Annotated in this window: 25 protein-coding genes; 12 read left to right on the forward strand and 13 right to left on the reverse strand. The window is 64.5% G+C overall.

What is annotated here, in order from left to right; genetic code table 11:
- The first annotated feature begins 39 nt into the window (after positions 1 to 39).
- Complete coding sequence (locus tag J2Y48_RS06510; protein WP_310414563.1) at positions 40 to 411, forward strand: DUF4260 domain-containing protein; 372 nt, start codon at positions 40 to 42, stop codon at positions 409 to 411.
- A 116-nt stretch (positions 412 to 527) separates the two neighbouring features.
- Here J2Y48_RS06510 and J2Y48_RS06515 read toward each other — a convergent pair whose 3' ends face one another.
- Positions 528 to 911 (reverse strand): hypothetical protein, encoded by a 384-nt coding sequence (locus J2Y48_RS06515; protein WP_310414566.1) that lies wholly within the window; start codon positions 909 to 911, stop codon positions 528 to 530.
- Between the two features lie 228 nt (positions 912 to 1,139).
- Here J2Y48_RS06515 and J2Y48_RS06520 point away from each other — a divergent pair, with 228 nt between their 5' ends.
- From J2Y48_RS06520 to J2Y48_RS06535, 4 genes are all read left to right on the forward strand, one after another.
- A complete protein-coding gene (locus tag J2Y48_RS06520) occupies positions 1,140 to 2,693 on the forward strand; it encodes a DUF853 domain-containing protein (protein WP_310415707.1) in 1,554 nt (517 codons plus the stop codon).
- 146 nt (positions 2,694 to 2,839) lie between these two features.
- Positions 2,840 to 3,127: a DUF4242 domain-containing protein gene (locus J2Y48_RS06525; protein ID WP_310414569.1), complete on the forward strand. Its 288-nt coding sequence runs from the start codon at positions 2,840 to 2,842 to the stop codon at positions 3,125 to 3,127.
- A 106-nt stretch (positions 3,128 to 3,233) separates the two neighbouring features.
- Positions 3,234 to 3,908, forward strand: a complete 675-nt coding sequence (locus tag J2Y48_RS06530) for a YoaK family protein (protein WP_310414572.1) — start codon at positions 3,234 to 3,236, stop codon at positions 3,906 to 3,908.
- Between the two features lie 330 nt (positions 3,909 to 4,238).
- Positions 4,239 to 5,759 carry an ABC-F family ATP-binding cassette domain-containing protein gene (locus J2Y48_RS06535; RefSeq protein ID WP_310414575.1) on the forward strand — a complete coding sequence of 507 codons (1,521 nt, stop codon included), beginning with the start codon at positions 4,239 to 4,241 and terminating at the stop codon, positions 5,757 to 5,759.
- 125 nt (positions 5,760 to 5,884) lie between these two features.
- Here J2Y48_RS06535 and J2Y48_RS06540 read toward each other — a convergent pair whose 3' ends face one another.
- The 3 genes from J2Y48_RS06540 to J2Y48_RS06550 form a co-directional block, all read right to left on the reverse strand.
- Positions 5,885 to 6,643 (reverse strand): RES family NAD+ phosphorylase, encoded by a 759-nt coding sequence (locus tag J2Y48_RS06540; RefSeq protein WP_310414577.1) that lies wholly within the window; start codon positions 6,641 to 6,643, stop codon positions 5,885 to 5,887.
- Entirely contained in the window at positions 6,603 to 6,989 is a 387-nt protein-coding gene (locus J2Y48_RS06545; RefSeq protein ID WP_310414580.1) for an MbcA/ParS/Xre antitoxin family protein, read from the reverse strand. The genes J2Y48_RS06540 and J2Y48_RS06545 overlap by 41 nt, the downstream gene beginning before the upstream one ends.
- Positions 6,990 to 7,096: 107 nt before the next feature.
- A complete protein-coding gene (locus J2Y48_RS06550; protein ID WP_310414583.1) occupies positions 7,097 to 7,519 on the reverse strand; it encodes an organic hydroperoxide resistance protein in 423 nt (140 codons plus the stop codon).
- 36 nt (positions 7,520 to 7,555) lie between these two features.
- Here J2Y48_RS06550 and J2Y48_RS06555 point away from each other — a divergent pair, with 36 nt between their 5' ends.
- A complete protein-coding gene (locus J2Y48_RS06555) occupies positions 7,556 to 7,762 on the forward strand; it encodes a hypothetical protein (RefSeq protein WP_310414586.1) in 207 nt (68 codons plus the stop codon).
- On the opposite strand, the gene J2Y48_RS06560 is transcribed toward J2Y48_RS06555, so the two are convergent.
- The 3 genes from J2Y48_RS06560 to J2Y48_RS06570 all read right to left on the reverse strand — a co-directional run bounded on the left by J2Y48_RS06560 (position 7,720) and on the right by J2Y48_RS06570 (position 11,332).
- A complete protein-coding gene (locus J2Y48_RS06560) occupies positions 7,720 to 8,511 on the reverse strand; it encodes a L,D-transpeptidase (protein WP_405030178.1) in 792 nt (263 codons plus the stop codon). The two genes, J2Y48_RS06555 and J2Y48_RS06560, sit on opposite strands and share 43 nt — an antisense overlap.
- 174 nt (positions 8,512 to 8,685) lie before the next feature.
- Complete coding sequence (locus J2Y48_RS06565) at positions 8,686 to 10,320, reverse strand: cisplatin damage response ATP-dependent DNA ligase (RefSeq protein ID WP_310414593.1); 1,635 nt, start codon at positions 10,318 to 10,320, stop codon at positions 8,686 to 8,688.
- A gap of 1 nt (position 10,321) precedes the next feature.
- Positions 10,322 to 11,332: a ligase-associated DNA damage response exonuclease gene (locus J2Y48_RS06570; protein ID WP_310414596.1), complete on the reverse strand. Its 1,011-nt coding sequence runs from the start codon at positions 11,330 to 11,332 to the stop codon at positions 10,322 to 10,324.
- 201 nt (positions 11,333 to 11,533) lie between these two features.
- Here J2Y48_RS06570 and J2Y48_RS06575 point away from each other — a divergent pair, with 201 nt between their 5' ends.
- Both J2Y48_RS06575 and J2Y48_RS06580 read left to right on the forward strand, forming a co-directional pair.
- A complete protein-coding gene (locus J2Y48_RS06575; protein ID WP_310414597.1) occupies positions 11,534 to 12,007 on the forward strand; it encodes a DUF1579 domain-containing protein in 474 nt (157 codons plus the stop codon).
- 406 nt (positions 12,008 to 12,413) lie between these two features.
- Complete coding sequence (locus J2Y48_RS06580) at positions 12,414 to 13,772, forward strand: TIGR03808 family TAT-translocated repetitive protein (protein WP_310414600.1); 1,359 nt, start codon at positions 12,414 to 12,416, stop codon at positions 13,770 to 13,772.
- A gap of 177 nt (positions 13,773 to 13,949) precedes the next feature.
- Here J2Y48_RS06580 and J2Y48_RS06585 read toward each other — a convergent pair whose 3' ends face one another.
- The 3 genes from J2Y48_RS06585 to J2Y48_RS06595 form a co-directional block, all read right to left on the reverse strand.
- A complete protein-coding gene (locus J2Y48_RS06585; RefSeq protein WP_310414603.1) occupies positions 13,950 to 14,453 on the reverse strand; it encodes a copper chaperone PCu(A)C in 504 nt (167 codons plus the stop codon).
- An 87-nt stretch (positions 14,454 to 14,540) separates the two neighbouring features.
- On the reverse strand, positions 14,541 to 14,741 hold the full coding sequence (locus J2Y48_RS06590) for a hypothetical protein (protein ID WP_310414606.1): 201 nt from the start codon (positions 14,739 to 14,741) through the stop codon (positions 14,541 to 14,543).
- 62 nt (positions 14,742 to 14,803) lie between these two features.
- Positions 14,804 to 15,190 (reverse strand): hypothetical protein, encoded by a 387-nt coding sequence (locus J2Y48_RS06595; protein WP_310414608.1) that lies wholly within the window; start codon positions 15,188 to 15,190, stop codon positions 14,804 to 14,806.
- A 191-nt stretch (positions 15,191 to 15,381) separates the two neighbouring features.
- On the opposite strand from J2Y48_RS06595, the gene J2Y48_RS06600 reads away from it, so the two are divergent.
- A complete protein-coding gene (locus tag J2Y48_RS06600) occupies positions 15,382 to 16,041 on the forward strand; it encodes a glutathione S-transferase family protein (protein WP_310414611.1) in 660 nt (219 codons plus the stop codon).
- Here J2Y48_RS06600 and J2Y48_RS06605 read toward each other — a convergent pair.
- On the reverse strand, positions 16,025 to 16,945 hold the full coding sequence (locus J2Y48_RS06605; protein ID WP_310414613.1) for a LysR substrate-binding domain-containing protein: 921 nt from the start codon (positions 16,943 to 16,945) through the stop codon (positions 16,025 to 16,027). The two genes, J2Y48_RS06600 and J2Y48_RS06605, sit on opposite strands and share 17 nt — an antisense overlap.
- A 137-nt stretch (positions 16,946 to 17,082) precedes the next feature.
- Here J2Y48_RS06605 and J2Y48_RS06610 point away from each other — a divergent pair, with 137 nt between their 5' ends.
- Together J2Y48_RS06610 and J2Y48_RS06615 are read left to right on the forward strand one after the other, a co-directional pair.
- Positions 17,083 to 17,283: a hypothetical protein gene (locus J2Y48_RS06610; RefSeq protein ID WP_310414617.1), complete on the forward strand. Its 201-nt coding sequence runs from the start codon at positions 17,083 to 17,085 to the stop codon at positions 17,281 to 17,283.
- Between the two features lie 91 nt (positions 17,284 to 17,374).
- Positions 17,375 to 17,749 carry an MmcQ/YjbR family DNA-binding protein gene (locus J2Y48_RS06615; protein WP_310414619.1) on the forward strand — a complete coding sequence of 125 codons (375 nt, stop codon included), beginning with the start codon at positions 17,375 to 17,377 and terminating at the stop codon, positions 17,747 to 17,749.
- Between the two features lie 37 nt (positions 17,750 to 17,786).
- Here the strand turns inward: J2Y48_RS06615 and J2Y48_RS06620 are convergent, their stop codons facing one another.
- Positions 17,787 to 18,407 (reverse strand): glutathione S-transferase family protein, encoded by a 621-nt coding sequence (locus J2Y48_RS06620; protein ID WP_310414624.1) that lies wholly within the window; start codon positions 18,405 to 18,407, stop codon positions 17,787 to 17,789.
- A 142-nt stretch (positions 18,408 to 18,549) separates the two neighbouring features.
- Complete coding sequence (locus tag J2Y48_RS06625; protein ID WP_310414628.1) at positions 18,550 to 18,939, reverse strand: VOC family protein; 390 nt, start codon at positions 18,937 to 18,939, stop codon at positions 18,550 to 18,552.
- A 335-nt stretch (positions 18,940 to 19,274) separates the two neighbouring features.
- Between J2Y48_RS06625 and J2Y48_RS06630 the strand changes: the two genes are divergently transcribed.
- Complete coding sequence (locus J2Y48_RS06630) at positions 19,275 to 21,218, forward strand: adenylate/guanylate cyclase domain-containing protein (protein WP_310414631.1); 1,944 nt, start codon at positions 19,275 to 19,277, stop codon at positions 21,216 to 21,218.
- Positions 21,219 to 21,312: the final 94 nt, after the last annotated feature.

Below are 21,312 nucleotides of genomic sequence, written 5' to 3' on the forward strand. Positions count from 1 at the left end.
CCCTTCCACTAAAGCAGATGCGTCGATCGGGAGTTGACCATGGTTCGAGCCGTCTTGTGGCAGCGGGTTGAGGGAGGCATCATGCTTGCGGTCAGCCTCGCGTTCCTCTGGCAGATGAACGACACGGTGCCGTGGTGGGGCGCCGTTCTGATCTTCTTTGCGCCCGATTTGAGCTTCTTCGGCTATCTCCTTGGGCCGAGGGCGGGGGCGTTCTTCTACAACGCGGTCCACATCTATGCCTTTGGTGCAGCCTTGCTGGCGATCGGCTTGATGATGGCGATACCGCTTCTTGCCGTGCTCGGCGCTCTCTGGCTGGCGCATTCCGGTTTCGACCGCATGCTCGGCTATGGCCTGAAATCGCAGGAAGGCTTTGCCATTACGCACCTCGGCCGTATCGGGAAGCAGCCGTAGGGCCGCCGTATCGCGCCGCACGCACCGCCATCTCCGCCAACCGCCGGTCGAAGGTTCCCAAAAATGCGAAAGGGCGGACCAAGCCCGCCCTCTCCTGCCTTGCTGCCGCCAATGGCTCAGACGAACTGGCCGAGACCCGGCACGGATCCGACGACCTCGTCCACCACATCGCTGCCGGCATACTCGCGCGCAATGGCCATCGTCTCCTTGGCAAGGCCAGTGATCTCGCCCATGCCGAGGCCCTGGCTCATCAACTGCTGGCCGAGCGCCATCACCCCGCCGCCCATGGCGTTCATCAGCCCGCCCAGCAGGCCGCCGGAGCCTTCGCCATTGTATTTCGCGACCAGATCGGAGGCACCCGGAATGGCTTCGATCATCTGCGCCACCGGCCCGTCGGCGGCTTCGCGCTGCAGGAAGCCCAGCATCATGCCGATGGCTTTTTCGGCGGTCGCTGGCTCGATGCCGACATTTTCGGCAACGCGGTTGACGAGATCGTTCATGGGAAATTCTCCGATTTGTATTTGACGTTTACGTCAACGTTGGGTGAAACGTTCAACCAACTCAAGCGACGGGCATCGTAATCCGGCCCCTGGCTATCACGACAGGTGTTGAAGTTCCGCAACCACCTTATAAAGTTCCAGAGACGATTCAAATGACGATTGGCATGCGGCGCCTGCTCGGCGTGACCGGGCTGTGCGGACAAGGGAGATACTTCAGTGAGCGAATCCATGCTTCAGGACGGCAAGCTCTTCGTCGGCACCAGCCGCAAACCCGACAATTCCATCAACAAGCCGGAATATCTCGAACTGAAGTTCGGCAACCGGCACGGGCTCGTGACCGGGGCGACCGGCACCGGCAAGACGGTCACCCTGCAGGTCCTAGCCGAGGGCTTCTCCAATGCCGGCGTCCCAGTGTTCTGCGCCGACGTGAAGGGCGACCTTTCCGGTATCGGCGCTATGGGAGAGGCGAAGGATTTCCTCCTCAAGCGAGCCGAGGAGATCGGTCTTCAGCCCTATGATTTCCAGGAATTCCCGGTGATCTTCTGGGACCTCTATGGCGAGAAGGGCCATCGCGTCCGCACGACCATGACCGAGATGGGACCACTGCTCCTGTCGCGGCTGATGAACGCCTCCGACGCGCAGGAGGGCGTGCTCAACATCGCCTTCAAGATCGCCGATCAGGGCGGCCTGCCGCTGCTCGACCTGAAGGACCTGCAGGCTCTGCTGAACTACATGGGCGAGAACGCCACCCAGCTTTCCAACCAGTTCGGCTTCATCTCCAAGGCCTCCGTCGGCTCGATCCAGCGCGAACTGCTAATTCTGGAGCAACAGGGCGCACAGCACTTCTTCGGCGAGCCCGCCTTGAAGATCTCCGACATCATGCGCACCACCAATGACGGCCGCGGCGCGATCTCGGTGCTGGCCGCCGACAAGTTGATGATGAACCCGAGGCTCTACGGGACCTTTCTGCTCTGGCTGCTTTCCGAGCTGTTCGAGGAACTGCCGGAAGTGGGCGATCCGGAAAAGCCGCGGCTCGTCTTCTTCTTCGACGAGGCGCACCTGCTCTTCAACGACGCGCCGAAAGTGCTGATCGAGCGCGTCGAACAGGTCGTGCGCCTGATCCGCTCCAAGGGCGTCGGCGTCTACTTCGTCACGCAGAACCCGCTCGACGTGCCCGAGACGGTGCTGGCCCAGCTCGGCAACCGGGTGCAGCACGCACTGCGCGCCTATACGCCGCGCGAGCAGAAGGCGGTGAAGACCGCCGCCGACACGTTCCGCCCCAACCCGGATTTCGACTGTGCCACCGTCATCACCCAACTCGGCACCGGCGAGGCGCTGGTGTCGACGCTGGAAGGCAAGGGTGTACCGTCGATGGTCGAGCGCACGCTGATCCGTCCGCCGGCCTCGCGTGTCGGGCCGCTGAGCGATGCGGAGCGCGCAGGCGTGATGAAGGTCAGCCCAGTCACCGGCCTCTACGACGAGGATTTCGACCGGGAATCGGCCTATGAAATCCTGGCAGCGCGAGCGAAGAAGCTCGAGGCGCAGCAGCAGGCCGAACAGGAAGCGGCGCAACAGCCGCAGAACGGCGGCAGCCGCTGGACGCTGCCGGGTTTTGGCGACGACGAGCCGACGACGCCGTCCGGCACGGCGAAGCCAAAGGGCCGCTCCGGCTACCAGCGGGAGACGGTCGTGGAGGCTGCGATGAAATCCGCCGCCCGCAGCGTCGCCAACTCGCTCGGCCGCGCCATCGTCCGCGGCATCCTGGGCAGCCTGAGGCGGTAGCGCTGCGAATGATGAGGCGTGCAACCGTTGGCGGCGACGGGTTGCCGCCAGGACGATTGCATCGCCGCGCGGCCTCACGAACCGATTGACTCGCGGGCCAATGAGGAGCGTTGTTGTTCTTCATCGAACCGCGAGGAGGTTGCAGGATGCCTACCTTCATCATCGAGCGAGAGATCCCCGGTGCGGACAAGCTGAGCTCAGACCAGCTCTGCAACATCTCCGCCACGTCGAACAAGGCCGTGCGGGACCTCGACAAGCCCTACAAGTGGATCACGAGCTACGTCGCCGGCGACAAATTCTACTGCGTGCACGAGGCGGAAAGTGCGGACGTCATTCGCGAACACGCCAAGCTCGGCGGCTTTCCGGCGGACAAGGTGACGGAGGTGACTGCCATTATCGGCCCGACGACAGAGACGGGCGGCAAGATGGGCTAGTAGCCCGCGCAAGACAAGCGGGGCTGCCGTGGCGGTTGCCGGTGACTTGCAACAACCCATAGCCTCTGGTTAGCTCGCGCAAACACAACACCGGACCGATTCCCGCATGACCGTCGCGCGGCGCCGGCGCCTGATCCGGCGCCAACGAAGTTCTGTCGGGCTCGCGCTCGTCGCGGCCATCTCGTTCCTCGCCGGCATGACCGACGCGATCGGGCTGATGGCCGTCGGCGAGTTCGTCTCGTTCATGAGCGGCAACACCACCCGCGCCGCCGTCGCGATCGCGCAAAGCGACATGTCCAGAGCACTCCTGCTGTTGGCCGGGCTCACTGCCTTCGTGCTTGGCAACGGCGTCGGGGTGATCATCGCCAGCCGCTTCCGGTCGCATGGCGTCCTTCTGTGCGTGACCCTGCTGCTTGCGGCATCCGCCGTCGTTCCGGATTTCCGGGAGGCCCGGTTCCTGCTGCTGATCTTCGCCATGGGAACGATCAACGCGGCCGTCGAGCAGATCGAGGGATTGCCGATCGGCCTGACCTATGTCACCGGCGGCCTGTCGCGCTTCGGCCGCGGCCTCGGGCGCTGGATCCTGGGCGGGCGCAGCAGTCAGTTGTTCGTCCAGCTCGTGCCGTGGAGCGGCATGCTGGCCGGTGCGGTCGCCGGCGCCACGCTGCAGCAATACGAGGCGGGCGCGGCTGCATGGGCACCCTTCATCATCGCCGCCCTCGTCACCGCCGCCTCGATCCTCATCCCCCGGCGCTGGTCTGTCCGCTTCCTGCTGCGGTGAGAACGGGCAAACCAGACCAACCGATTGCATTTTCGCGCTTGCGATGTTATTTCACGCCCCATCAACCAACCCGCGCGAAAGGAGGGCTGACGTGAATTTCGATTTCCTGCCCAATCTTACGCATGGTCCCGATCTTGCCCTGCAGATGCGTTTGCAGGGCTGACCAGAGACCGATTTCTCGACACCTCCCTGGTCTGCCCCTCGTGGCAGCGTGCGTCCATGTGCGACGTGCGCAACTTCCAATGCTTCCGAGCCTGAACGCGCCTGTCTTCGATGATGGCTGAGGCCCTCGATGCGGCGTTTGCTCGGACTTCCGATCAGGGACCGAACATGTCGCTCATCAACATCCGCAATCTCGGCGTTACCCTCGGCACGCCGCTCTTTTCCGGCCTTAACCTCTCCGCCAACGCCGGCGACCGCATCGGCCTCGTCGCGGCCAACGGGCGGGGCAAGTCGACGCTCTTTCGCTGTATCTCCGGCGAACTGGAGCCCGGCGCAGGTGAGATCACCAAGGCGCGCGGACTGACCATCGGCCACGTCGAACAGAACGTGTCGCCGGCTCTGCTCGGCGAGACGTTCCACGCGGCGGTTCTTGGAGCACTGCCCGCCGACCAGGCCGAGCATGAAAGCTGGCGCGTCGATGTGGTGCTGGAATCGCTCGAGGTGCCCGAGGCGTTCCGCACGCGCCCGCTGTCACAGCTCAGCGGCGGCTGGCAGCGGTTGGCGCTTCTGGCCCGCACCTGGGTCACGGAACCGGACGTGCTCCTGCTCGACGAGCCGACGAACCATCTCGACCTCGGCCGCATCGTGCAACTGGAAGAATGGCTTAACGCCCTGCCGCGCGAGGTGCCCGTCGTCATCTCCAGCCACGACCGCGCCTTCCTCGACGCCACGACCAACCGGACGCTGTTCCTGCGGCCCGAGCGCTCGCAGGTCTTTGCCCTGCCCTATTCGCGCGCCCGGGCAGCGCTCGACGAGACCGATGCCGCAGACGAACGGCGCCACCAGCGCGACATGAAACAAGCCTCGCAGCTGCGCCAGCAGGCGGCTAAGCTCAACAACATCGGCATCAATTCCGGCTCCGACCTGCTGGTGGTGAAGACCAAGCAACTGAAGCAGCGGGCGGAAAAGCTCGAGAATGCGGCCAGGCCCGCCCATCTCGAACGCTCGGCCGGTGCCATCCGGCTCGTCAATCGCGGCACCCATGCCAAGGTGCTGGTGACGCTGGAGGATGCGGCGATCGAAATGCCGGACGGCACACTGCTGTTTCGCACCGGCAAGCAGTTCATCTGCCAGGACGACCGCATCGTGCTGCTCGGTCACAACGGAGCGGGCAAGACGCGGCTCGTCTCGGCGCTGCGCAGGGCGATCGAAGGCTCTAGCGTTGCCGGCATCAAGGCGACACCCAGCCTCGTGCTTGGCTATGGCGACCAGGCGCTCGCCGACCTTGCCGACGACGAGACATCGCTTGCCACGATCATCCGGCGCTTCGACATCGGCGACCAGCGGGCGCGCTCGCTGCTCGTCGGCGCCGGCATCACGATCGAGATGCAGGGGCAGCCGATCGGCCGGCTTTCCGGCGGCCAGAAGGCACGGCTCGGCATGCTGGTGCTGCGGCTGACGAACCCGAACTTCTACCTGCTCGACGAGCCGACCAACCACCTCGACATCGAGGGCCAGGAGGCACTGGAACGCGAACTGACGGCACATGAGGCAAGTTGCCTGTTCGTCTCGCACGACCGGAGTTTCGTTCGCGCCGTTGCCAACCGCTTCTGGATGATCGAGCGGCGGAAGCTGATCGAGGTCGAAGGACCGGAGGCGTTCTTTGAAGCGGCGGGAATGGGGGCGTAGCGGCCACGCCCTGTCCGAACCCGGCGGTCGCCTTGCCTGCGAGCCCGCCTACCAATGCGCGGCAGCAATCTCCTGGATTCGCTTGTCGCGCATTGGGCTTTGGTGTTTGGCCCACGTTCTGGGCTTCAACCTGGTCGACCGAGACGCGGATCGTTGCCGAAATCGGCGCGGGAGAACTCGACCCGCAAGTTGGGGAAGTCGCAGATCGCTTGCACGCCGTAGCTCGAAAGCCGGATGCGCCAGGTCTGGCGCTCCAGCGGCTTCGGCTCGGCGAAGGCGCGGGCCGAAAGGAGCGCGACATTTGCGCCACCGTCGGGATCGCGCACCGAGCGATATCGGATCGCTTCGATCTTGGCGAAACGGGCGGCTTCGGCGAGCGCCTGGCAGGCGGCATAATCGGTCGGATCGCTCCAGTGCGGGTGATCGCGAGCGAGCGGCGGCAACGTCAGGTCGAGTGCGGCCCTTGTGCTCACCGCTGCCGAGAACGCAGTATAGTCGGCGGCATTCGCGGGAAATGGCGTTCCAGGCGATTCCGCGTAGAACAGCAACCGGTAGAAAGCCATTTCGGCGAGTGCGGTCGTCACCGCTTCCGCGGCATAGAAGACTCCGAGCGTGCGCCCTGCCCGGCGAAATCGCGAGCCATGCGGATAGATAGCCCCATAGCGGAAGGGGGTCGCGAGCAGGTAGTCGAGGCCTTCGCATTCCGGCGGCAGCGCGGGCTTGCTTTCCTCGAGCAACCCCTCGAGCAGCGCCTGTTCCTCCAGCGAATCGACGAGCTTCAGCGTCGAGACGCGATGCTGCGCTTCCACTAGCCGCCAGACCGGTCTGGCGAAGGCGCGCGCCTCAGACGAGAGCGCGTCGGGCGTCCAGATAGGCAAGGACATCGGTGAGGCCGGATATGGAGGTGATGCGCTCGACGGGCCGACCGCCAAGGACGCGGTTCTCGGCTGCCATCCAGGCCCGTGCGACAGTCTCGTCGCCGCCGGTGATGGCGTCGAGGGACCGAAACAGACGGACGAGGAGCACGGCGAGCTCGAACGGCTTGCTGCCACGCTCCAGCGTGTAATCTTCCTTGCGCATGCGCGACACGCTCGCCTCGGAAAGGCCGAGCACGCCAGCCAGCACGCGGGCCGAAAGGCCGAGCCGCTCTGCGGCGCGCACCGCTGCCTTGGTGATGACCGCCCCCTCGCTTGTCGGCGCGGAAGCCTGCCTGATATCGAGCGCGAACATCGCAATTCTCCTTTCCTTGGAAAATTATAGCACAGAATATCTCAAGGGAAAGGTTAGCGACCAAGACACCGCGAGCCAAAGCGGCGGCTCGCGGCAGGGTCGCTCGATCAGACCACCGTCGTCTTGACGTTCAGATTGCCGCGGGTGGCGTGGCTGTAAGGGCAGACGACATGCGCCTTCTTGGCAAGCTCCTCGACGATCGCCTTGTCGACGCCGGGAACGGAAACTTCGAGAGCCGCCTCGATGCCGAAACCGGCGCCATCGTCGCGCGGGCCGATGCCGACGGTCGCCGTCACCTTCGCTTCGTCCGGGATCTTGACCTTCTCCTTGCCGGCGACGAACTTCAGCGCGCCAAGGTAGCAGGCGGAATAGCCGGTGGCGAAGAGCTGCTCGGGATTGGTGCCGCGGGCGCCGTCGCCGCCGAGTTCCTTCGGCACGGTCAGCGTGACATCGAGCACGCCGTCTTCCGAAGCGCCATGGCCTGCACGGCCACCGGTGGCGGATGCCTTGGTGGTGTAGAGAATGGGCATGTCAGATCTCCCTTCTTGATGATGAAAACGCAACGCATGATCGAGTTGTGGCCGCAGTATCTGGTGCTGCTGACGCTCTGGCAAGACGACGGCAAGAGCGTGACGTCGCTCGAAGCGATTGTGCACGCCCTGCAGAAGTCCGTAGATGGGGACACCGAAGTCGGCGGATGCCGCGGCGCCGCGCAGGAGCTCTCAAAAAGTCAGATCACGACAATCGGAGATTTGTTCGGCACCCGGTTGTAGAGATCGATCACGTCCTGGTTCAACAGACGGACGCAACCCGAGGACGCGGCGCGGCCGATCGACTTCCACTCGGGCGTCCCGTGCAGACGGTAGAGCGTGTCCTGGCCGTTCTGGAAGATATAGAGAGCGCGCGCGCCGAGCGGGTTCGACACGCCCGGCGCCATGCCGCCGTTGCGGGCAGAGTACGGGTCGAGTTCGGGTTGGCGCGCCACCATCGTGTCCGGCGGGGTCCAGCGCGGCCAGGCCTGCTTCCACTGGATGACGCCGCGGCCGGACCAGGCAAAACCTTCGCGACCAATTCCAACGCCATAGCGCATGGCGCGGCCGCCCGGTTGGGTCAGGTAGAGATAGCGATTGGCCGTATCGACGATGATCGTGCCGGGTGCCTCGCCGAAGGGATCCTCCACCTCGTGGCGCAGATAACGGGCATCGATCTTTTGATAGGGAACCTGCGGAATGGTGAAGCCCCCGTCGATGCGGGTGGCATAGATCCCGGCGTATCTCGGGTCCAGATCCGGTATGCCCGTGGGCAGCATTGCCTCGTCGTAAGGGCCCTGGTCGGGATCGCGGCCTTCGAGATAGGCACCCGGCACGCCTTCGAGTGCAGGGTTGCGATAGACCGGATCGGTCTGCCAACGGAAGCGGTCGGTGTTCATCGATGACGTGCAACCGGCAAGCGCCGTAGCCGCCGCCAGTCCGGAAAACCGCAACAACCGGCGGCGGGAGAGAAGAAGTTCTGGGGTCATGATCTAGCGACGCAATCCGTGAAACCGAGAAACGCAAGCAGCAGTCGGACACGCACCTACCCCTGCCTGCAAGATAGGGTCGTCACCGTGCCGTAATTGTGGCATCGCCGGCTGGCGCGTGGCTTGCCACGATCACTTTCTTTCACAATTCAGGCAGGAACGGGAAGCAACCGGCGATTACGGTGCCACGCCTTCACTCGCCTCCACCAGCGCCATCAGCGTCTCGAGCCGGTCGGCGTCGCGCGGCAGCTTGTCGTCGCGCAGGCGGGCGATCCGGGGAAAGCGCATGGCGACCCCGGACTTGTGACGGGTGGAGCGATTGATTCCCTCAAAGGCAACCTCGAACACGAAGCCGAAATCCGGCTCGGCGCGCACGGCGCGGACCGGGCCGAAGCGATCAACGGTGTTGTTGCGGACAAAGCGGTCGAGCACGTCCAGTTCTGCATCGGTGAAGCCGAAATAGGCCTTGCCGACCGGCACCAGCATGTCGCCGTCCGGTCCCCCCGCCCAGACGCCGAAGGTGAAGTCGGAATAGTAGCTCGACCGCTTGCCATGGCCGCGCTGCGCATACATCAGCACGGCATCGACATTGTAGGGATCGCGCTTCCACTTGAACCACGGCCCCTTCAGGCGACCGGCCTGGTAGGAGCTGTCGAGCCGCTTGATCATCACACCCTCGATCACCGGATCGGGCGGCGCGGCGCGGAGGCGGTCGAGTGCATCCCAACTGTCGAACGGGACGAGCGGCGAGAGGTCGAAGCGATCGGGCGGGGCGTTTTCGATCAGGTCGGTCAGCCGGGCGCGGCGGGTCGCAAAATTTTCCGGCCGCACGTCGGTTTCGCGATCGAACAGAACATCGTAGGCGCGCACGAAGGCGGGATAGTCCTCCAGCATGCGCACGTTGACGGTCTTGCGGTTCAGCCGCTGCTGCAGGTCGGAGAACGTCCGCGTCGGGCTGTTCGACCGCATCGTCCCGCCCACCAGCAGTTCACCGTCGACAACGCCCTCAAACGTCATCGCATCGACAATATCGGGGAAGGCCGCAGAAATGTCGTCGCCGGAGCGGGAATAGAGCCGGCGTGTCGGTCCCGATGCCGAAAGCTGCACGCGGATGCCGTCCCATTTCCATTCGGCGGCGAAATCGGCCGGGTCGAGGCTGTCGAGATCGCCCTCGCCGACCGGGTTGGCCAGCATCACGGAATGGAAGATCGCAGGCGTCGCCAGCACCGGGCGTTCGGAGCGGCCCTCCAGCCAGGCAAACAAAGGCTCATACGGCGGCTGTAGGCCGTGCCAGAGCGTCTCGATCTCGCTCACGTCTCTGTCCGAAAAATCCGCCAGTGCCTGCTTGGCAAGCCGAGCCGAGACACCGATGCGCAAGCCGCCAGTGACGAGCTTGATGAAGGCGAAGCGGGCGGAAGGGTCGAGCCGGTCGAGCAGGTCGCGCACGACGGAACGGACCTCCGTGCGGCCCAGCGCGTTCATCCGTGTCACGACCGCGCCGAGCCGGGGTTGGTGCTCGTCGTCGATCTGCTCCTTGCGCTCCTGGTCCCAAACGAGCGAGATCGTCTCGGCGAGATCGCCGACATAGTCGTAGGAATAGCGAAACAGAACCTCGTCCATCCGCTCCAGCACGAGATCGCGCAGCATGGCCGGCTTGACGCTCTTCAGGTCCAGCGTGCCGGCGATCGCGGCCAAGCCATAGCCACGATCGGGATCGGGCGTGTCGCGGAAATAGTCGGCCAGCAGCTTCAGCTTGCCGTTGCGCGACGGCGTCAGCACGAGACGATCGAGGAGTTCGGCGAAGGCTTTCACCTCAATCCCCCTCGTCCTCGTAGCCGACCAGATGCAGCGGGCGGGCGGGAATGCCGGCAAGCTCGCACCAGCGCACCAGCGCCTCCTCGCGGCCGTGCGTCACCCAGACCTCGGAGGGCTGCAGTTCGCGGATCGTCTCGGTCAGCTCCGGCCAGTCGCAATGGTCCGAGATCACCAGGGGCAGTTCGACGCCGCCCTGCTTGGCGCGCTGGCGCACCATCATCCAGCCGGAGGCGAAGGCGACGAGCGGCTCGTTGAACCGACGCGCCCAGCGCTCGGCAAAGGCGGACGGCGGGCCGACGACAATCGCCCCGGACAGATCGGTCGTATCGTCCTTCTCCAGCGTCGCCGGACGCAAGTCGCCGAGGTCGATGCCACGGCTGACATAATAGTCGCAGAGCCTTGCGAGCGAGCCGTGGATATAGATCGGCCGTTCGTAGCCGCAGTCGCGCAGGAGCCGGATTACGCGCTGCGCCTTTCCCAGCGAATAGGCGCCGACGAGATGGGTGCGCTCGGGGAACTGCTTGAGCGAGGTGAAGATCTTTTCGATCTCGCCCTTCGGATTCGGATGATGGAACACCGGCAAGCCAAAAGTCGCCTCGGTGATGAAGACGTCGCAGGCGACCGGCTCATAGGGGGCGCAGGTCGGATCGGCGCCGCGCTTGTAGTCGCCGGAGACGCAAAAGCGCGTGCCATTCGCCGCAATCGCGATCTGCGCCGAGCCGAGCACGTGGCCGGCGGGATGGAAGGAGACCCGCGCCCCTCCGAGATCGATCGTTTCCCCGTAGGCGACAGCCTGGGCGGCGCCGCAGAAGTCCGGACCATAGCGGATGGCCATGATGTCGAGCGTTTCCCGCGTCGCCAGCACCGCGCCGTGACCGGCCCGGGCGTGGTCGGAATGCCCATGCGTGACCAGCGCCCGCGCCACGGGGCGCACCGGATCGACGTAAAAATCGCCGGACGGACAATAGAGGCCGGCGGATGCAGGGTAGAGCAGACGGTCTGGCTTCATGCCTGACAAGATAGGGACATTTGCGCCGGCTGCCAGAGGTTGTCGATATTCGGCGGGATCCGGCCAGGCCATTGCCTGCAAGCCCACCCCATCGACGCATCCGGTCCCAGCCACCACTTGAAACAAAGCAAAGGCGCCCAAGTTGGTAGTCTGGTCCCGGACGTGCGCCGCAGGGCGCAAACACCGATCGAAGGAGGCAACATGCAGAACGAAGTCACCACACAGCATCATTGGCTCCAGCGCCTCATCGGGGACTGGGACGTTTCCGCCGACGCGATCGATGGCCCCCCGGAAAAGAGCACCTGGACCGAACACGTCCGCCCGCTCGGCGGACGCTGGGTCCTCTGCGAGGGCCGCGGCCTGATGCCGGACGGACAGGAGGCGGAAACGCTGATGACGCTCGGCTACGATCCGCAGCGTGGCCACTACACCGGCACGTGGATCGGCTCGATGATGAACTATCTCTGGCACTATGAAGGCGTGCTCGAGCCGACCGGCGACCTGCTGACGCTCCACAGCGAGGGGCCGGACTTCAAGAACGAAGGCAAAAAGGTGCCCTATCAGGACATCATCACCTTCATCGACGACCGGCATCGCACCCTCACCGCCTTGGTGCGCCAGAACGACGGCAGTTGGGACAAGATGATGGAAATGCACTACTGGCGGCGGGGCTAGCGCCACGTGGCCGGGGTTCCGAAGAAGAGCAATCATTGGCGTAGCGTATCCCGTTGAGCGCGGCCGCTGATCGCGCCGCCTCACCTCGATCCGCGCCACCTCCCTGCAGTGACGTAAGCCGTCGATAAGATGCATTGCCCATCGGCAAGTTTTCCGATCCGCGGCCTCGGCAGCTAACCCAGCTCAGCAGCCGCCTGCGTCATCAAAAAGTTTGCGGGCCACCGTGACGACCAGCAGGCTGGCATCCCTTCGGCTGCCCCCGCGCCCGTTCAGTCCCATTTCCGTTCAATGTGCCAACCCGGCCTTGGCAGTGGGCAGCACCGCGCTGCCGGAGGGCTCCAGCTGTGCCGTTTCGGCACGAATTGCGGTGGCACGCTTCCTGCATCCGTGTCTGCAAGGAGCAGACATGGTTAGCAGACGGTTATTTCTCTTTTCGATAGGCCTGGGCGCGGCGGCCGTCCCCGCGCTCGGCGCCGGCACGCCGTTTTTGAACGTCGACCTGCGCGGCGCGATCGATGCGTCCGCGCATGGCGTGCGGCCGGGCGGAGACGACCGCAAGAGCAAGGCGTTCGCGAAGCTCCTGCGCGACGCGGCGGCGAAGAACCTGCCGGTCTACCTGCCGCCCGGCGACTATCATGTCTCCAATATCGAGCTTCCCGACAACACCCGGCTCACGGGTGTTCCGGGGGCGACACGCATCCTCTACGGCGGCGGCGGCCATCTGTTCGCCGGGCAGGACGTCACCAGCGTCGTTCTCGAAAACCTCGTCATCGACGGTGGCAACCGCTGGCTCGACGAAACCGTGCAGGGGCTGGTCCACCTCGGCGGTGCACGCGAGGTCCGGATCGAAAACTGCGAGATCAAAGGCTCGGCCAAGTCGGCGCTGTATCTCGAACGCTGCGGCGGGCGCATCGACAGAAACCGCATTTCGGGCGCTGCGGACTTCGCAGTCTATGCGATCGAAAGCAGCGGACTTTCAATTTCTGCCAATACCATCATGGAATGCGCCAATGCCGGCATCCTCGTGCACCGCTGGAACAAGGGGCCGGACGGCACGATCGTCTCGGGCAACCGCATCGCGCAGATCGCCGCGACGAAGGGCGGCACCGGCGAGTACGGCAACGGCATCAACATCTTCCGCGCCGATGACGTCATGGTGACAAACAACCACGTCTCGCACTGCGCCTTCTCGGCGATCCGCGCGAATGCCGGATCGAACGTGCAGATCGCCGGCAACACCTGCCTCAATTCCGGGGAGACGGCGATCTATTCGGAGTTCGGTTTCCAGGGCGCGATCGTAAACGGCAACCTGATCGACGGGGCGGCCAACGGCATCCTGATCGTCAACTTCAACGAAGGCGGCAGGTTGGCGACGGTGACGGGCAACGTCGTGCGCAACCTCCGCCTCGAAGGGCCCTACGTGCACGACGGCGCGGGCTTCGGCTTCGGCATCGCGGTGGAAGCGGACACCGTCGTCAGTGGCAATACGGTCGAGAACGCGCCGAAATACGGACTGATGCTCGGCTGGGGGCCGTTCATGCGCGGGCTCGTCGTCAACGGAAACCTGGTGCGTGGCACGCCCGTCGGCTGCGCGGTGACCGTCGTCGAAGGCGCCGGTTCGGCGCTGATTTCCGGCAACATCTTCGAGGAGACGCCGCAGGGCGCCATCGCCGGCTATCGCTGGAACGAGCGGGCGACAGGCGAGCTTTCGGACGAACCGGAGCGGTTCGCGCATATCACGATTGAGCGCAACCGTACGGGATAAGGCGGGCAGGCGCTCCCGCGGTGCGCGTACATGTGACGCGTCCGCGGTCAACTTCTAACGGCGCCGCCGGATGCATGGGGCGGCCGCGGCACTCGCCCCTCCGTTGCCCGAACGCCGGAGGGGCGATGGGGCGGATGGGGAAGGCTCTCTGCGTGCCTTCCCCATCTCTGTTTCGCCTCACATCTTGTGGGGTTCGCCTTCAGTCTGGCTGTGCTGCTGCTCTTGCTTGGCCTTGGACGGGCCGACCATGAATTGGACCTCGACCGAACCGGCCTTCTCGAAGTTCAGCGTGGCGGCAACCTTCTCGCCCTCCTTGAAGGGCTGCTTGATCGCCATGAACATCACATGCAGCCCGCCGGGCTTCAGCTCGACCTTGGCGCCGGCCGGAATTTCGATGCCGTCCTTCAACTGGCGCATCTTCATCACGTCGTTTTCCACCGCCATTTCATGGATCTGCACGTCGTCGGAAACCGGCGAGGTGATGGAGACAAGCCGGTCGGCCTCCTGGCCATTATTGGTGATCGTCATGAATCCGCCACCGACCGGCTGCCCGGCCAGCGTCGCCCGCGACGCCGGATGATGGATTTCGAGGTTGCCCGCCTTGTAGTCATGCGCAAGCGCACCGAAGGCGGGGACGGCAAACAGCATCGCGGCTGCCAGGATCTTTGGGAGAAGTTTCATGTCATTCCCTTTCGTTGGGCAGAAATTCGAAGGTGCTGGCGTCTCGCCACGGCACCAAACTTGTTGAAGAGGCGTTGTTCGCAGCCCTCATGCTCGCGGATATTCGAGCACCTTTTCGTTCGACAAAGCTTGTGCAAACGCAATTTCAGACACGCTTTTCACGGGCACCCGGTCGACATGGATCGCGCCTCCGCCGAGCCCGAGGGGGCCGGCCGGCGCACGAAGCTGCCGGGAGAAGGCGGGAATCCCCGCAGCGGCGAGTGCCGGCGCGTCGGATGACTTCGTCATGCAGAATTCCGTCGAAGTGAACTGCGGACCACACGCGGGCTGCGCGTGCGGATGGCGTAAGATCAGATCGACAGGTGGGGCGGAGCCGTGGGCGGCGCGCCCAGCTCGTAGCGCTGGCCGGTGACGACCGCTTCAATCAGCGGGCGGTCGGCGACGATACGGAAAGCAATGAGCCGGCCGCCGATATCGGTCGGGACGGGCAGAAGAGCGGCGGCACTGATGCGGCAGGCTTCACACGCCGGACCCAGGCCCTGCTTGGGCTTGCCATGCTCGACGCCGCCATTGATGCACAGGTCGGCAACGGTGCCGTCCGGCAGCGTGATGGCCGCCAGCTCGGCCGGCGACAGCGGCGCCGCCACGACCGGCTTGTGGGCGAAGGACAAAAACACCAGGGCGAGCATGCAGAGCATGCGCACAAGCACAGCCGCCTTGTTGCCCCTCAGGTTCATCGCTTCCTCGTCATCCGTACGATTACGGATGCTTCCGCCATATCGCTGTTTCCGCGTGCCGGTCAATGCGGCATTGTGGCTGAAGGCCCGCCGCGAACCATCATCACTTTTCATCGAACGATCACGCCCGCAACCTATCACCTGGCGATGCGAACTCCTAATCTGTGCCTACGAACCACGGAGAATCGCACATGCTCACGATCTATGGCGTTTATCGCTCGCGCGCCTCGCGCAACTACTGGATGGCCGGCGAGCTCGGCGTCCCGTTCGTCTCGGTCCCGGTGATCCAGGGCTACCGGCTCGATGATCCGGCCGCCGCCGAAGCGCCGCTCAACACGCTCTCGCCCGAGTTCCTGGCGGTCAATCCGGCCGGCCTAATCCCTTGCATCGACGACGGCGGCTTCGTCATGAACGAATCCCTGGCGATCAACCTCTATCTCGCCCGCAAGCACGGTGGCCCGCTCTCCGGCCAGACCGTCACCGAAGAGGCGGAAATGCTGCAGTGGACGATGTGGGCGGCAACCGAAGTGGAACCGAACGCCATCAAGATCATCCTCACGCTCGACAAGAACGCCGCCGAAAGCGATGAGGGCCGGCTCACGGTCCGCGCCGCCACCAAGGCCCTGAAGAAGGCGTTCGCGCTGCTCGACCAGCGGCTCGCCGCGACCGGGCATGTCGTCGGCGATCGCTTCACGGTCGCGGACCTCAACCTTGCCGAGGTGTTCCGCTACACGATGAGCCAGACGGAGCTCTTCGATGCAGCCCCCAACGTGAAGGCCTGGCTTGCGGCCTGCCAGGCGCGCCCGGCCTTCAAGACCATGTTCGAGGCGCGCCTCAAGGAACCGGAATAGACGCCCAGTCCGCATTCTCGCCGACGCTTTCGGCAATCGCCTGCTTCATCCAGGCCTTGAACAGGGTGACCTTGCGCGGCTCCCGGATATCCGGGGCCGTGACGAAGTAGTAGCCCATCCCCGTCCTGACGCGGATATCGAACGGCGCGACCAGCCTGCCCTCCTTCAACGCCCAGGACGCGAGGATCGGCCAGGCGAGCAACACCCCCTGCCCCGCCAGCGCCGCATCGAGGCAGAGCGAGGCGTCGCTGAACACGTGACGCGTTTTCGGCGCCGGCTGATCCAGCCCGGCCGCCTTCAGCCAGACGTCCCAGGTGAACGGGTCGTTGGCGTCGATCACCGCCGGCATGTCGACGAGGTCGGCGGGCGAGCGGAGCCGTTCGGCCAATGCCGGCGTGCAAACCGGAAACATCTCCTGCGGCAGGACGAACTCAGCCTTCACCCCCGGCCAGTTTCCCGGCCCGATACGGATGGCAAGGTCCACATCGGAGCCGGACAGGTCCACCAGCGCCGTCGTCGATTCGATGCGCAGGCTGATCTCGGGATGCGCCGCGCTGAAATGATGGATGCGGTGGATCAGCCAGCGCTGGGCGAAAATCGGCGCCACGGAGATGACGAGGATCGCGTCGTCGCGGTGCCTGGCGCTGCCGACCGCCTCGGACAGTTCGCGAAAGCCGGCATTCAGCCTCTTCAGCAGCGGCTCGCCAAACGCGGTCGGGACCATGCCGCGCGTGGTGCGGTCGAAGACTATCCGCCCAAGCTGGCGCTCGGCCTTGATCACCTGCTGGCTGACCGCGCCGACGGTGACGCCGAGTTCGTCTGCCGCCGCCTGCAGGGAACCCAGACGCCCGACCACCTCGATCGCGCGCAGCCCGTTCAGGTGGATACTGTTCAAGTTTTTCATATAGATTTTCTATACTATCGCCCTGATCTCCTCAATTGAAAACGCCGCCGAAAACGACGATGATTTCGCCGGATCAATCCTCCCAAGCCTTGATCGATCACGACAATGATGACGCCGGGAACCTGCAGGAGGGAACAATGTTCAAGTTTTTCTTAAGCAGGCTCAGGCGGATCGCCGTGCCGCCGTCCGGTGACGACACCGTTGCGGCCGACTGGATCCGCGACCCGCTCGCGCATCCACAGATCGAAGCGATGGGCGAGCGCCAGCGCGCCGACCTGCCGTTTCGCGGCATTCCCTCCGGGAAGGTGGCATGCGAGGCCGGCGTACTCTGCCGGTGACATCTGAACGGAGATGACGCAGTAAGCGCCATTCGTCTCCCTTCGCCAACAAGACCAAGCTATGATGAGCCACCGCAAAGAGGAGTGGCGCATGGCAGAACCCGTGAAGGAAGCGCTGACAGCGCGGCTGGAGCGCCTGGCGAGCGACCTTCCCGGCGTGGAAACAGGCACGTCCTACGGCGCCATGGCGCTCAAGGTGGCGGGGAAAATGATCGCCTGCGCCCGAAGCGACGACGTGGTCGTCCTTTCAATGCCGCTGGACGAGAAGGAACACTTCATCGAAATGGCGCCCGACATCTATTTCGAGACGCCGCACTATCATGGTTGGCCGGCGATCCTCGTGCACGCCGGCGCAATCGACGATGAGGCGCTGCGCCGGCGCATCGCCGAGGCCTGGCAGAGACGTGCGCCCGCCAAGCTTCGCCGCGCACATCGCCCTGAGGCTGCCAGCATTCCACGAGAATAGGCGCTGCCCGCGGTGGTGCGACGTGCGTAGGCTGCCTTCAGGCCTCTTCCCGTGCAACGGCGCGCTGGACAGCCGGGCGCTCCAGCATCCGGGCGCGGTGCTCTGCCACTTTGGGAAAGCGGGCGGGATCGACCCCGTCGCCTTTTAGCCAGCCGCCGATGGTGAAGAGATAGGGATCGGCGACCGAATAGGCGTTGCCCATCACCCACGGGCCGGTGAACATTCCTTCCTCGATCAGCCGAAAACACTCGGCCATGTTCTCCGGCACTTTCGCCTTCATCGTCTCGATCGCCGCCGCGTCGTCGGTCCAGCGCACGCCCCTGAGCTTGTGAGCATGCGCGACGTGAACGGTGGAGCAGAGATAGGAATTGAACGCCTGCATGCGGGCGAAGGCGAAGGCATCTTCGAGCGGCGCCAGCCTGCCGCCGGGTGTCACCTGGGCGATATAGGCGAGGATTGCCGGGGTCTCGGTGAGGATGCCGCGATCGCCGACGAGCGCGGGCACCCTCCCCTTGGGATTGATCGCCAGATAGTCGGGCGAGCGCTGCGCACCGCCGGCAAGGTCCAACTTCTTCACCTCGAAACCCAGCCCGCTTTCCTCGAGCGCGATGAGTGAGGCGAGCGAGCAGGTGCGCGGCGCGTAGTGCAGGGTCAGCATGGTGTCCTCCGGTCCGTTTCAGTGAATCCCGGAACCACTCTGCCAGCGCCCGCCTCCTGCCGCCAGTGGCCGGCCGTCAGCGAACGCGAAAAGTGTCGGGCCGCAACCCGAACGTCACCGACGCGACCCCCTCCGACCGGCCTCAGCCCTGCGCCATGTGCATCATTTCCCAGACATGGCCGTTGATATCCTGGAAGCTGCAACCATACATCGGGCCGAACTCGATGTTCGGCTTCCATTCGCGGGCGCCGGCAGCGAGTGCCTTCGCCTTGAACGAGTCGACCTCGTCGCGGCTCGCTGCGGACAGGCAGGTCAGGACCTGGGTGTCCATCTCCGGATCGCCGACGGCGCCGGTGACGAAGTCCTTAAACCGGCTTTCGACCAGCAGCATGACGAAGATGTTGTCGTCAACGACCATGCAGGCCGCTTGCTCGTCGCTGAACTGTTCATTGAACGTAAAACCAAGGGCCGCGAAGAAGCGGCGCGTGGCCGGCAGGTCCTTGACGGGCAGGTTGACGAAGATCATGCGCATACGGCGGCTCCTTTTTTCGGGTTTACTCGGGTCACGCCCATAGCGTGACCATCGAATGGCTCAAGGACGTATCGGGTGCGCTGGTTCCGACGCGGCAGGTGGACTATTTTCCAACAATTTTCGCACGCCTGCAGACGAGCCAAAAGGCCGGCTCGCCCCCCCCCCCGCGAACGGTTGTGTGCACCTCAGGCCGTAGCCTACCAGATGATACGTCCTCCGATCACTCCCTTCGCTGTTAGAGTTTTGCGGCACACAAACCGCGATGGCGTGCTGGAACGCCAGCGGGTTTGACGGTCCGGACAATTCGCAGGCGCACTGGCACCATCGGAGATCAGGTGAATTGGTCAAAACCCCTTAGATTGCATCTCAGCGTGCTGGTCGCGACCCTGCTGCTTTGCATTTCGATACCGCTGATCTGGATGGCGTTCAGCCAGGGGCGCGGAGCCGCAATCCTTGCGGGCGAGAAGCTGATGCGGCAGATGAGCCTGCGCCTTGTCGATGGGTACAAATACGCCCTCGAGGGGGGATATGAAGTCGTTGCCGTCGCCGCCACCCTGCCGCAACTGGTCTCCCGACCGCCTTTGGAGCTTGAGGAAAAGCAGGCCTTCTTCCTCGAGGTGCTTCGCAACGTCCCTAATGCGACGAGCATCCTGGCCGGTTACCCGGACGGCTCCTACATCCAGGCGATCAACACGGCAAACCCACATGTCCGAACAGCCCTTTCAGCGCCCGACGACACCGCGTTCGCGGTCCGGATTGTCACGACACAGGACAAGGCCGTCCGTGTCGAAACCATGCGGTTTGTCGACGGCAACGACCGCCTGATCGGGGCGCGGCCGTTCGCGAAAACGACCTTCGATGCAAGAGAGCGTCCATGGTACCGCGCGGTTGCCCGGTACGGAACGCCCGCATCCGTCGGTCCCTTCGTCAGCGGAACGCTGAAGGTCCCGACGCTTACGATCGCGGCTCCCATGAAAGACAACGGGCAGGTCGTGGTCGGGGTCAACATCCACCTCGAGACCGTCAGCCACCTGCTCGATGCGCGGGAGATCTCGCCGCGCGCGCGCAGCTACATCCTCAACGAACAGGACAAGCTCGTGGCGCATTCCGACCCGGCCATGATGAGCAGGATACTCGGCACCTGGTCGGGACGCGGAACGGGCGACGGCGCAACGGTAGCGCTGGACAGAACGGTCGAAGCAGTGATCCGGCTTCGTCACGACCCGAGCGTCGCAAGCGGGCAGATGGCCCGGTTCGACCTGGACGGGGAGAGCTATCTGGTCCAGATCGCCCCGGTGTCCTTCTCCAATCTGTTCAAGGGCAGTTCCGTCGCCGTCGTCGTGCCGCTCGAAGACCTCGTGCGCCAGGCAAATCGGCAGCTCCTGCGCAATCTCGCAATGGCCGCGGCCTTCGTAATTGCGGGGATCGTAGCCTCCATCCTGCTCTCGCGCCTGATCAGCCGCTCGCTGTACCGGCTCTCTGATGAAGCGCGCAGGATCGGTGATCTCGATTTCGCGGCAAAAGGCGCGTCACACTCGCTCATCAGCGAGATCAACACGTTGGCAGGCGCGCTGGCCGCCTCTCGGCGCGCCATCGGCCAGTTTGCCCTTTATGTCCCGCGCGAGGTTGTCCGGCGGATCATCAACCCCGCCGACACGTCCACAAGGGCGGCGCGCCAGGACGTGACGGCCCTTTTCACCGACATACGCGACTTCACCACGATCTCCGAGCAGCATCCGCCCGAGGAGGTCGTCGATATCCTGTCTGCCTATTTCGAGATGTTGAACCAGATTATCGAACGCCATGGAGGCACGGTCGTCCAGTATCTCGGCGATTCCGTCTTTGTCATGTGGAATGCTCCCGTTCCCGAAGCCGATCACGTCGAGAAGGGCTGTCGCTGTGCGCTCGCCATGAAGGCTGCCATCGACGGTATGAACGAGACAAACCGCGACAGCGACCGCCCCGAACTCATAACGCGGTTCGGTCTTCACAGCGGACAGGCGGTCGTCGGCAGCTTCGGGGCAATCTCGCGTCAGCAGTACACTGCCATGGGCGACACAATCAACGTCGCATCGCGGCTTGAGGGGCTGAACAAGGAGTTTGGCACCACTATCCTTGCCAGCGGCGCCGTCCATCGCGTGGCTCAGGACCTGTTTGTTTTCCGCCCGATCGGTCCGGTGCATGCGAAGGGGCGTGCCGAGGCAGTCGAGACATGGGAACTGGTCGCCGAACGGTCGCCTGACGCAGCGTCTGCGAAAACGGCCAATCGGACCAGCTGATGGCGGTTCCGGACCGGAATGCCAGCCTATGAGGCGTTCAGGTCCGCCCCAGTGCCCGCCTCCGAAAGTGCGCGCGCCGCATGACGGACCTCAG

The sequence above is a fragment of the Mycoplana sp. BE70 genome (genome assembly GCF_031455855.1).
Classification (GTDB): Bacteria; Pseudomonadota; Alphaproteobacteria; order Rhizobiales; family Rhizobiaceae; genus Mycoplana.